The sequence below is a fragment of the Bacillus sp. PPSBB_2 genome (assembly GCF_045291115.1).
GTDB classification, from domain to species: Bacteria; Bacillota; Bacilli; order Bacillales; family Bacillaceae_G; genus Bacillus_A; species Bacillus_A cereus.
Genome location: NZ_CP147983.1, coordinates 3,716,805 through 3,729,533 on the forward strand (window position 1 = coordinate 3,716,805; position 12,729 = coordinate 3,729,533).

The following is a 12,729-nucleotide window of genomic DNA, read 5'->3' on the forward strand; positions in this document are numbered from 1 at the left end:
TTAATTGAGAAAGGAGGCTGAAGAAGCATGTTATATTTAAATCAAAAACCTGAATATAATAAATATGATATTGGTGATTATACTTATAGTAAAGTAGGGCCAACCATTTTTTCTTGGAACGATGAAACAAAATTGAAAATAGGTAAGTTTTGTTCATTAGCAGAAGAAGTCGTTTTCATACTTGGCGGTGAACATCGCGCAGACTGGATAACAACTTATCCATTTAATGCACTTTTTGATGAAGGAGCACATATTACTGGTCACCCTTCTTCAAAAGGTGATATCGTAGTTGGCAATGATGTATGGATTGGTTATCAATCCTGCATTTTATCTGGTGTTACAATTGGTAACGGTGCCATTATTGGTGCAAAAAGTGTTGTTACAAAGGACGTACCGCCATATGCAATTGTGGCTGGTAATCCAGCAAAATTTATTCGATATCGTTTCCCGCAAGAAACAATTGACAAACTAGAGAATCTTGCATGGTGGGACTGGGACATTTCTGTTATAAAAGGAGCTATTCCATTACTACTTTCCGACAAAATCGACGAATTTTTCACCTCGCCCGAAAAAGAATCTACATGATTAATGTAGAAAGAGCATCCTTCTCTTACAGGATGCTCTTTCTTCATTTATTTTTTCTTTATTTGCAAATGATCACACGGAGAACATTGAAAAGGAATTTTCCCTAAGCAATTAAGATTCGTTTCGCAAATTTGTTCAATTGTTGGAACAAATGGAATGACAACTATGTTACTTTCTACTATTTGTGTAACAGGTGGCAACACTGTGCCTACTTGATGTTCAAAACGAATACTCGCTTGATTTATATAATTTCCTGAACCATTTGGCGCGCTCTGTACTGCTACTTGGAACGAAACTGTCCTTGCTTCACCAGGATTTAAACTTCCTATAATAAATCCTGATACTGGGTTTACATTTGGCACTGGCGTATTATCAACCGTTACAGTTCCAAGAACAAATTGAACACTACTATCTAACATATCTTGAAAACGAATATTTTGTATTGCTGTATCCCCCGTATTTGTAATAACTGTCGTAAACGTAATAACATCTCCAATTGTTGCTGCCTGTAAATTTGCTGTTTTTACGACTGTCGTTGAGACATTTTGAGGAATAAACGGGATAACAACTGTATTACTATCACCTTCAACTACTAATGGCGGCTCATTCGGATTTACAGTTGCAAGCCCATTCGCTGTAGCAGTATTTGTAACTAAATTATTTATTTGCCCTCCTATTATTACAACTTGGAAATTAATAATTGCTGCATCATTTGGCTGAAAATCACCTAACGGAATACCAGTATTCGGGTTAGCGAATGGAAAAGATACATCATTTACCGTTACCGTGCCATTTATAAATAGCGTATTCGGATCAATGATATCTGTTAACACAATGTTGGTCACAGGAACTGTACTATCATTTATAACAGCGATTCCGTAAGTGACAACATCCCCTATCATTGCTACTTCAAAGTTTGCTCCTTTTGCAACAAATAAGATTGCAGTATTTACCGTCACTATAACGGTATTGCTCGTATCCATCACTGTAACTGGCGGCTCCCCTGGTACTAAAATATATTCTGCTAACGCCCCAGCAACGTTCACTACTGTACCACCATCTGGAAAACTTGTAATCGTAGCTTCATATGTTACAATCGCCGTCTCACCGACTGGAATGTCTACAATCGTAAATCCAACCTGCGGATTTACTCCCGGACGAGCTACTCCATTTACAGTTACACTATTTGGTACAAAAACAGCTTCCTGAGATAGGACATCGATAAATTGAATATTCATCGCATCAGCAGTACCAGTATTTAATATTCGAACCGTATACTTTACTGTTTCTCCTACTCCAACAATTGAATGATCTACTTCTTTTTGCATATCTAAACTGCCTCTATTTACTGGTGTGACTGTCGTATTACTTGAATTCGTAATTGTAAACGGAGGTTCTCCTGGAATTAATTCAAAATCACCCGTTACTCTTGCTGTATTCATAATGCTACTAGAAGGCGGAACTGCGATTACATTTACTTCAAATGTAATTAATACGCTATCCCCTACTGCAAGATTAGGCAATGCAAAGCCTACAAATGGATCTAAACCTACTTGCGGAATCCCATTTATTTGTACACTTCCAGGAACGAATTCTAAACTAGGTGATGGAACATCGCTAAACTGAACGTTCGTCGCTGGCACTGTTCCCGTATTTGTAACTTGCACACTATACGTTAACGTATCTCCTAATCGTGTTGCTTCTTTATTTACAGATTTTATAACGCTGAATCGTCCTCTATTCACTCTAGTTATCGTCGTATTACTCGGCTCTGTTACTACAACCGGTGGCTCTCCTGGCACTAAAGTAAAGCTTCCTGTTATATTTGCAACGTTCGTAATTGTTCCTGATGACGGGATGTTTGTAACTGTCGCTTGAAACGTCACTATAACTGTCTCACCAACTGGGATATCTCCAACTCCAAATCCAGTAATCGGATTTAAGTTTGGTTGCGGAGCTCCATTTATCGTTACACTATTTGGTACAAATGACGCACCTGTTGAAATCGTATCAATAAACTGAACATTGTTAGCTGTTACTGTTCCTGTATTCGTTATTTGCACTGTATACGTCAATACATCTCCAACTAGAGTAGCGGCTCTATTTACTTGTTTAATAACATTAAAGCGTCCTCTATTTACAGTTGTGAGTGTTGTATTACTTGGCTGATTTACTATAACTGGTGGTTCTCCTGGTACTAAAATAAAGCTTCCGGTAACATTTGCCGTATTGGCAATTGTTCCGTTTGACGGAACGCTAACAACTGTTACTTGGAATGTGACTTCTACACTTTCACCTGGAATTATATCCGGAAGTGAGAAGCCAGTGTTAGGGTCTAATCCAGGCTGTAACGCACCGTTTATCGTTACACTATTCGGTACGAATGTTATAGAGGATGGTAATACATCACTATATTGAACATTCGTCGCTATCACTGTTCCCGTATTTTGAACTACTGTTGTATATGTGATTGTATCGCCTACTGCAACAACCGGCTGACTTACTGATTTTAAAACATTCAAACCAGATTCATTTATTTCTGTTAATGTCGTGTTACTTGTCGTCGTTTCCGTAATAGGCGGCTCTGTTTCACTTACAGCAAACGTAGCTGTAACATCTACAAAGTTAACAATCGTTCCACCTTCTGGTATGCTCGTAACCACTTCCTGATATGTGACGAGTACAAAATCATCTACAGGTATATCTGGAACTGTAAAACCAATGAAAGGATCTAATCCTGGTGCTGGTACCCCGTTTATACTCACGCTTCCTGGTACGAATGCTACACCGGCGGAAGTAGTATCGATAAATTGAACATTCGTCGCTGGCACTGTTCCGAAATTAAAAATCAATACATCATACGTTAATATTTCTCCTACAGTCGCTACTTCCTTATCTACTATTTTCACTGGAAAAATAAACGCTATATTAATTGTCGTAACGACTAAATTCGTTAATATCGTTTCCGTAATCGGTGGTTCCTGCGGATTTGGTTGTGAAGTAAATGTAACGTCTGCATCATTTAATATGACTTCATTATCTGGAATTTCTGTAATCGTCACTTGGAATGTGACCTCAATACTTCCACCAGCGATTAATAATGGCGTAACTGTAAATCCTATTTCTGGATTTAAACCAAGTTGCTGCACTCCACCTATCGTTACACTATTGTCAACAAACGTCGTTCCTTCTGGTATGACATCTTGGAAGAACACATCTGTAACAGGGATAATTCCTACGTTTGAAATGAGCACGGTATACGTTAATACATCCCCAACAGCCCCAGTTGCAACATCAACTGTTTTTGTTGCTGTTACTTCACCAGGAGGAGGTAACGGTATTGTAACTACCGTTGTATTACTTGAATTCGTTGTTGTTACAGGTGGTTGTAAAGGATTTAATAAGAAAGTGGCTGTAGCAGATGCTGTATTTAATACTGCTCCACGTGTAGACGGTGCAACTACCGTAACTTGGAACGTTACTGTCAATGCTGTTCCAGCTGCAATATTAGGAAGCGGGAAACCAACATTTGGGTCAAATCCAGGTTGTGGCGTTCCATTTATCGTTACACTATTTGCTACAAATGTTGTTTCTGGAGAAACTGGATCAAGGAAAGAGACATTCGTTGCTGTTACTGTACCGTTATTTCGAATGACAACAGAATACGTGTAAGTTTCTCCAAGTGCTGCTTGTTGTACAGATGAAGATTTTTGTATATTTAACTGTGCTGTGTTTACTTGCGTCACTACAAAATTACTATTTGTAACAGTCGTTATTGGAGGGTTTGCTGGATTTATAAGAAAACTTGCAGTAACGTTCGATTGGTTTCTTATATTTCCACCGCTCGGAACACCCGTCACTGTAACTTGAAACGTAATGGTAGCCGTTTGCCCGACCGGAATATTTGGTACCGGGAATCCTGCCATAGGATCCGCGCCTTGCTGTACGACTCCATTTATCGTCACACTATTTGCTACAAAGGCAGTACCAGACGGAATTGGATCTTGAAAACCAATATTCGTTGCAGGAACAGTTCCTGTATTTTGAATAAGAATCGTATACGTTAACGTATCTCCTACACCGGCTTATGGTGTATTTACACTCTTCATTACATTAAGTGATCCTACATTCACTCGCGTCACAACAATATTACTAATCGTTACAATTGTAATTGGTGGCTGGAGAGGACTTACTTGGAAATCAGCAGTGACATTCGCATTATTCGGAAGAACTCTATTTGGTGGTACACTCGTGATTGTCACTTGAAAAGTGACCGTCACCATACCTCCTACTGGAATATTAGCAAGTGGAAATCCAGTTGTCGGGTTTAAACCTGGTTGAGGTGTCCCGTTTATCGTTACACTATTCGCTACAAAAGTGGTTCCAGCTGGAATCGGATCAAGGAATGATACATTTGTCGCTACTACCGTTCCACTATTTTGTATAGCAACTGTATATGTTAGTGTATCTCCTACACCTGCTTCAGTAGCGCTCACACTCTTCATTACATTTAACCCTGAGGAATTCACAACTGTCATAACAGTATTACTTGGAACCGTCACAGTAATTGGTGGCTCTGTTGGATTTACAAGAAAATCTCCAGTTACATTCGCGTTATTTACAACATTATTCCCTGGTGGAATTTCATCAATTAATACCTCAAATGAAATAATTACACTCGCGCCAGTAGGTAAATCATTTAATGGGAATCCTAGTCCTGGATCTGCCCCCTCTTGTAAAACACCATCAACCAATACACTATTTTCAATAAATAATGTCCCTTGTGGAATTGAATCTTGGAAAAATACATTTGCAGCTGGTACACTACCTGCATTTATAACTTCGATTGTATATACTAAAACATCTCCTACCGTTGCAACATCCGTATTGACTGCTTTCACAACTTCAAAGTTTCCTGATTGTACTGTCGTATTCACAACATTACTCGGTACATTGATTGTTACTGGTGGTTCATTCGGATTCACTTGAAAGCTTGCTGTTACATTTGCTTGATTTAAAATATCTTCATTTTCTGGATTCTGTACAATTACTACGTCAAATGTGACTACAACCGTTTGAGCCGCAGGAATATTCGGAAGAGAGAATCCTGTATTCGGATTTAGTCCACTTTGCTGTACTCCATTAATTGTTACAGAATTTGCAACAAATGAAACAGCAGAAGAAATAGGGTCTTGGAAAAATACATTTGTTAACGGAACGTTCCCTGTATTTTGGACGGCAATTGTGTACGTTAAAGTATCCCCTACCGCCGCTTGCGTTGTATTTACTTCTTTTATTACATTTAAACCGCCTGTATTAACTTGTGTCACAACTGTATTCGTTTGTCTATTAATTGTTATCGGTGGCTGATTCGGAATAACGACGAAATTAGCAGATACATTTCCGCGATTCGCAATCGTACCTCCCGATGGTGTAGATGTTACTCGTACTTGAAATGTAACAGTCCTACTTCCGCCAGGAGATATATTAGCTACTGTAAACCCAGTCGCTGGATTTACCCCAGGTTGTGAAACCCCATCCACAGTCACACTATTTACGATAAATGTCGTTCCAATTGGGATCGGATCTTGAAAAATAACGTTCGTTGCAAGTACATTTCCTGTATTTTGAATTGTTACCGTGTACGTAAGAACGTCGTTAACCGTTGCAAAAGCTTTATCCACTGTTTTTCTCGTTGCTATATCAGCTATATTAATTGTCGTAACTACAGTATTACTTGTCGCTTGCCCTGAAACTGGTTGTTGACCAGGCACTGGAGTAAAGGTAAATGTTACACTCGCACGGTTTGGAATTGGATTGACAAGAGGGTTCGATGTTACTCGAACTTGAAAGCGCACTACAGTCGTTTGCGATGCATTAATACTTCCAAGATTAATACTACTTGCTGGATTCGCTCCTGGACGCGCTACTCCATTTACCGTAACGCTATTTGCGACAAATGTTGTTCCAGCAGGGATACTATCAACAAAAATAACATTGTTCGCAGTGACGTTTCCATTATTTGTGACATTAACTGTGTACGTTAATACATCATTAAGCGTTGCCGTCTGTAAATCTACAGATTTCTGCATACTTATAGTTGCTTGATTCACTGTCGTTTGTACTGTGTTTGAAGAAGACGTACTTGTAATAGGAGGACTACCAACGAAGGGACGGAATTGATATGACACCATTGCACGATTTAAAATAGGATTGGGATTCGGGAATGATGTTATTCGAACTTGAAATGTAACAATTCTCTGCGTGTTATTTGGGATTGTGCCTAAATTAATTCCATTAGCAGGGTTTGCATTCGGCTGTGTTACTCCCCCTACCGTAACACTACCTGCAACAAACGTCGTTCCGCTCGGAATACTATCACGTAATACAACGTTTTCTGCACTTCCTGTTCCTGTATTTGGGACCGTAATTGTATAAGTGAGAGTATCCCCTACCCCCGCGACTGTTCTATTAACTGATTTAACAGGATTAATAATTGGACCTGTTGCATCAATTTGAACACCAAAACCAGCTGCAGCGTATCCATCTCCATTTGTAACAAATCGAACCGTTGCTGATGTTTGACTGTTTACTAAAGATGAGGAGGCATCTACATTCGTAATATCCCACCCCTGTCTTCGGACGGCCAAAGCTACCCCTAACGGCTGATTCAAATCTCCAAACGTGCCGCTCGTATCTAAATTTCCACTGTCATTACAAATTTGTGACTGAAAGAAATTATTCGCAGGATTTCTCGGTCCGAATAATGCAACTGTAGCATTTGCATTCGGCCCAAAGCGAAGTTGATCTCCAACAATGTTAGAATCACCTTCTTGAGCAGTTACGAGCACTCTTCCTGTAACAGCTCCTGTTGCCGGCGTAGCAAAACCTGAAATTGTAGCATCAACTGGCGGGGATGAAGCATCGATAATTTCTTGACCTGCATATACTGACAAATTTCGAAGTGGTAAACTTGCATTTTGATACACAACCTCAAGCGTCCATCCAGCTGAACGACTGATTGTTGGGTCGGCTGAAGTTCTTGCAGCTGGCACAGCACCCGTTGTATATGTGCCTGCCCCACCTGCACTAACAAGATTCGTTACATTGGCAGAGCGAGCATAATAAAACTGATTTCCTACTGAACCTTGCTGCGCGGTAGCAGGATCTGGCGTAACAGAAAACGTCCCTGCTGGCGTTGTAAATGTAATGTTATCATTTAAAAATGGTAACACATCTTCCGTATCAGTCCGGAAAGTACCAGCCCAAACTAATTCTGCATATAATACACTGCTTCCCGCTGGAAGATTTAAAATTGCACTTGAAGAATTCAATTGCCATTCATCTGTTGTCCCTGCTGGGAACCCTGGTACTTGCAATGCTGTATTTACTGTCGTAAACACAGCAAGTGTACCAAAAATATTACCTGGTGCAGGTGATGTAGGGCTAAGTCCCAGCGTATTCCCAGTAAACGTGACGGCACCAGGTACTGTTGTCGTAAACCTATTTATAAAAGGCACACAATCATCTCATTTCAATTATAGTAAAAAGTGCTCTATACTATAAAATGTAGACAAACTATACAATGTACGTTGTCCAACAAAATTCCGCACATATGAGAGGGGTTTATAAAACTATGCGCTACGTTATCATAACAGGAACTTCACAAGGTTTAGGTGAGGCAATCGCTACGCAATTATTAGAAGAAAATACAACTGTCATCTCTATTTCTAGAAGAGAAAATAAAGAGCTTACGAAACTTGCAGAACAATATAACAGCAATTGCATTTTTTATTCCCTAGATCTTCAAGATGTACATAACTTAGAAACTAACTTTAAAGAAATCATCTCATTTATTAAAAAAGACAATGTATCCTCTATTCATTTAATTAATAATGCGGGTACAGTTGCACCTATGAAACCAATTGAAAAAGCAGAAAGCGAACAATTCATTACGAACGTTCACATTAATTTACTTGCACCTATGATTCTTACATCTACATTTATGAAACATACGAAAGACTGGAAAGCAGATAAACGCGTTATTAACATTTCATCTGGCGCAGGAAAAAATCCTTACTTTGGCTGGGGTGCTTATTGTACAACGAAAGCTGGTGTAAATATGTTTACACAGTGCGTAGCAACTGAAGAAGCAGAAAAAGAATATCCAGTAAAAATCGTCGCTTTTGCACCTGGCGTTGTTGATACTAATATGCAATCACAAATTCGTGAAACAAATAAAGAAGATTTCATAAACTTGGACCGCTTCATTGCATTAAAAGAAGAAGGAAAACTATTATCACCTGAATATGTTGCGAAAGCTATTCGTAACTTACTAGAAACTGAGGACTTCCCTCAAGGCGAGATTATTAGAATTGATGAATAACAAAAAGGTGTGCTAAAATAGCACACCTTTTTGTTTTACTTCTCTAAAAATATAAGCACAGACTCCGCAATTTTCTCATAACCAATTTCTTGATAAATTTTATTCGATATCGGATTCGCTAAATCAGTATATAACGTAGTCGTCTTATACCCTTCCTCTAACATACGTTGACTAAGTGCTGCTACACACTTAGATGCGTATCCCTTTTTCCTTGCTTCTTTCGGCGTATATACAAAATTAACTGTTATATTATTTTTAGTTGGTCTCGTTTTTGCAGCTACAGAAACGAGTTTCCCATCCACTTCCAAACCAAACAGTCGATTTGTAGTTATTAATGTATACGCAGTTTGTTTTGCTTCTTCTTTCGTAGTAGGAAGCTTTACGTCTTCACAAAATTGATATATCCACTGTTCTATTAATGGTAATTCATCATTATTTACCGCTCGAAAAAGTCCATTCGCATTACACTTCTTCTTTACTCTGTTCAACTCATACACACCTTGCTCCATTGCAACATGCGTTTTTTTATTTTCTAATACTGCAATCTCTTCCGCTAATTTCTGTACAATTTTCTTATTACCGATCAATCCAGGAATATCCGGATATACTTTCGTTAATTCTTTTGCAAGTTCCTCAATAGTTACTCCCGCAATTTCAGAAGTTGCAACAATGATTTGTTTCTTCTCTTCTGTTTGCAGAAATACAACCGCAATTTCTTCTCCTTGTTTCGCTATCCCCATAAATGTTGGTTGTTGGACCATTTGTAATACACCTAATATGAGATTGTTTTCCTGCTCATTCTTTTCTAGAAATGGTGTAACATCTTCTTTAAAATGAACAATCTCTTCATATACATGTAATTGAATCATCGACAATCTCTTCTCTCTATTTATATTTTAATTAAGTATTGGCGATTAATTCATTAAATCCCTCTTTTACGATTCAATAATATTCAAAGCTAATGTATTCAAAGCATTTTCAGCATGTAAAATTCTCTGTTTTTCCTTTTCAAATACATCTTCTTCTTTTCGAAATGACTCTTGTCGATTTTTAATCATACGATTCATTTCTTTTTTACTCGGTCCACCGTATACATTTCTTTTTTGAATAAAAGCTTCTGGCGATATAATTTCTTTCCACTCTTTTTCTAATAAATTTATTTTAAAATGTTCTTGCAAGTACATATTTACCTCTTTGAAGTGTAATTCATGTAGCTCTTTTTTCTGCTCCAATAACATATTTGCAATAGCACTTGCTGCATGATGAGCATGCCGAAATGGAATTTCATAGTTTTTTGTTAAAACATCGGCGAAATCCGTTATCGTTATTGCATGTTTATAGGAACGACTTTTTAACGTTTCTTCTTCTACTTTCATCGTTCGGATCACTGCATTCATCATACAAAAAACACGAATTGCCTTTTCAATCCCTTTATATAAATATGGCTGCAGGTCATCTTCCGTATCGACAATATCACCAAATGGTGTATTATGAATCATTTGAAATACTGTAAATGCTTCTCCTAAAGCACTACTCGTAATTGCACGAGCGTGTTCAATTGAAACCGGATTTCGTTTTTGCGGCATAATACTACTGATTTGTACATATGGCTTTGCAACAGTAATACCGTCATATTCTTTCGTTGCTAACAACAAAAAGTCATGAATCCATCTACTCGTATTCGTCATCATTACCATAAGTAGCGAGCTAACTTCTAATAAATAATCCGCTCCAGCAACAGCATCATATGAGTTCTCAATTACATTTGTAAATCCAAGTAGATGAGCAACTCGTTCTCGTTTAATCGGGAAACTTGTTGTAGAGAGTGCAGCTGCCCCCATTGGAGACTGATTTAAAAGCTGGTACGTTTTTTTCATTCGTTCTAAATCTCTTTGCATCGTATCATAAATTGCTAACGTATAATGACCAAATGTTGTTGGCTGTGCTGGTTGTGTATGTGTATAAGCTGGCATGATCGTTTCCTTATGATCAGCGGCAAGTTGCAGTACACTTTCTTGCAATAACAAATGATGTTCTATTAATCGTAATACATATCGCCTTAAACTCATGCGATACATCGTTACGCCCATATCATTTCTACTTCTACCAATATGCATATTACTTACAAAATCGCATTTCGCTTCTTGAGAAATTAAATGTTCGACTAAAAAAAAGAGATCTTCATGCTGCTCTGTATAGAGCAATTGCTCTTCTGGAATTCCCTCTACCTTTTTTAATGCGTGTAATATAACTTTAGCTTCTTCCTTTTTCATTAAATTTTCTTCCGTCAGCATCGTAATATGTGCTTTATGCACTTGAAACATATCTTTCAATAAGTAATTTCTTTGAAAATGAAATACATGTTGTAATACACAATCCACATATGTTTTCCCAGGGAAATCAGCGCCTTCACTCTTTATAAACTCTTCTTTACTTTGTTTCATCACCTTTTCCCCTCTCACCTAAGTATTACTACCCATCATACCCAGAGATAGAAAAAAAGTGCTTGTACATAAAAATAAACTCGGTGCTCTCTGCACCGAGTTTATTTAATAAAAGTCGCATCATACTTATCACTTTGCAACACTTGGAAATGTAAGTTTGCTAAATGTTTCCGTATTTCTGCACTATCGTCTTCATTTAAATTATTCGCCAAAAACACAATCTCCGTACAGTTTCCACGTTTATCCATAGCGTAAACTGCTTTTGTAACCGTCCATGGTGTGTAACCATTCTTTTGCCCCGCATGTCTGAATGTTTTACGGTATTTCTTGGCACTCATGTCTGTTTCAACGATATTTGCCCACACTTTTTCTTCAGCCTCTGTCAAGCCACCTTTATGGTTTGCCTTTTGAAGTAATACCATATAATCATTTGCAGAAGCTGCTGGTAATCTATCTGACCAAATTTTGTCGTAACGTTCCTCTAAATAAAGCGGAATTTCCTTCTGTAATAATGGTCCCTTCTTCTTTAAGCGTTCATGAATAATCATCGCATATTCACGATATTGCTCTTGAGACATTTCTTTTAACTTTTTCTCTATTTTATATTTTGGAACATGTAATTCTTTATGCAAATATCCCGGGATATACAAAGATGAAACGATTGGAAATAGTGGTTGATGTGCAGGAAGTGATAAACTTTGTAAATTTCGATTGATGTTATCTAATCCTAACAATTCCATTAAGTATTCAGCATTTGCATTCGAACTAAACTTAACCATTCCTTTTGCCACTTCTTCTAAAGAAACCGCTCCTTCAGTTATCTTGCCCGTCTTCTCCAAATACTTTTGCCATCTATCTTGTGCACCACCATCTGTATTCGGCACATAATAACGATTCACATCATTAATCGACACGAAACTAGAAGAATCAATTTTCCCTTCAGTAACTTGTTTCGTATATTCAAGCGCCACAATTAATTTCATCGTACTAGCAACTGGCAATACAACATTTGGGTTTACAGAATAAACAACTTTATCATTTCTCTTTACTAGAAGCGCACTATTTTTTTCATCTTTATGTTCTTCAATAAAAGATGCAATATACTGTGCATCATCATTATTTGAACTCCACACTTTTTTCACTAAAAAGTTACCCGATATTAGCAAAACAAAAATACCCACAATTACTGCGCATACTATAGTTTTTTTCAAGTAAAATTCCTCTCCTATTGTGTAACTCTTCTCTATTTATCATTTAAAAACAAAATAATGGAGATGGTCATTTAAATAACCATCTCCATTATTTTAACTTGTA

The 12,729-nt window shown here is 37.7% G+C and carries 5 protein-coding genes and 1 pseudogene; 2 read left to right on the plus strand and 4 right to left on the minus strand.

Annotated features, from left to right (window positions below):
- The first annotated feature begins 27 nt into the window (after positions 1 to 27).
- A complete protein-coding gene (locus tag V6946_RS18460; RefSeq protein WP_000966302.1) occupies positions 28 to 585 on the plus strand; it encodes a CatB-related O-acetyltransferase in 558 nt (185 codons plus the stop codon).
- 47 nt (positions 586 to 632) lie between these two features.
- On the opposite strand, the pseudogene V6946_RS18465 reads toward V6946_RS18460, so the two are convergent.
- A pseudogene (locus tag V6946_RS18465) lies at positions 633 to 8,105 on the minus strand (hypothetical protein).
- A 116-nt stretch (positions 8,106 to 8,221) separates the two neighbouring features.
- Between V6946_RS18465 and V6946_RS18470 the strand changes: the two are divergent.
- Positions 8,222 to 8,971 (plus strand): (S)-benzoin forming benzil reductase, encoded by a 750-nt coding sequence (locus tag V6946_RS18470; protein ID WP_006922615.1) that lies wholly within the window; start codon positions 8,222 to 8,224, stop codon positions 8,969 to 8,971.
- A gap of 35 nt (positions 8,972 to 9,006) precedes the next feature.
- On the opposite strand, the gene V6946_RS18475 is transcribed toward V6946_RS18470, so the two are convergent.
- The 3 genes from V6946_RS18475 to V6946_RS18485 all read right to left on the minus strand — a co-directional run bounded on the left by V6946_RS18475 (position 9,007) and on the right by V6946_RS18485 (position 12,626).
- The gene (locus V6946_RS18475) at positions 9,007 to 9,840 is read right to left on the minus strand and encodes a GNAT family N-acetyltransferase (protein WP_366981680.1); all 834 of its coding nucleotides are present in this window, start codon (positions 9,838 to 9,840) and stop codon (positions 9,007 to 9,009) included.
- A gap of 66 nt (positions 9,841 to 9,906) precedes the next feature.
- A complete protein-coding gene (argH, locus tag V6946_RS18480; protein WP_006922613.1) occupies positions 9,907 to 11,415 on the minus strand; it encodes an argininosuccinate lyase in 1,509 nt (502 codons plus the stop codon).
- 101 nt (positions 11,416 to 11,516) lie between these two features.
- A complete protein-coding gene (locus V6946_RS18485) occupies positions 11,517 to 12,626 on the minus strand; it encodes a serine hydrolase (protein ID WP_000751366.1) in 1,110 nt (369 codons plus the stop codon).
- Between the last annotated feature and the right edge of the window lie 103 nt (positions 12,627 to 12,729).

Excerpts from the sequence above, each read along its gene's own strand:
- V6946_RS18460 (WP_000966302.1), top strand. The coding sequence starts at position 28 with ATGTTATATTTAAATCAAAAACCTGAATATAATAAATATGATATTGGT.
- V6946_RS18470 (WP_006922615.1), top strand. The coding sequence starts at position 8,222 with ATGCGCTACGTTATCATAACAGGAACTTCACAAGGTTTAGGTGAGGCA.
- V6946_RS18475 (WP_366981680.1), bottom strand. The coding sequence starts at position 9,840 with ATGATTCAATTACATGTATATGAAGAGATTGTTCATTTTAAAGAAGAT.
- argH (WP_006922613.1), bottom strand. The coding sequence starts at position 11,415 with ATGAAACAAAGTAAAGAAGAGTTTATAAAGAGTGAAGGCGCTGATTTC.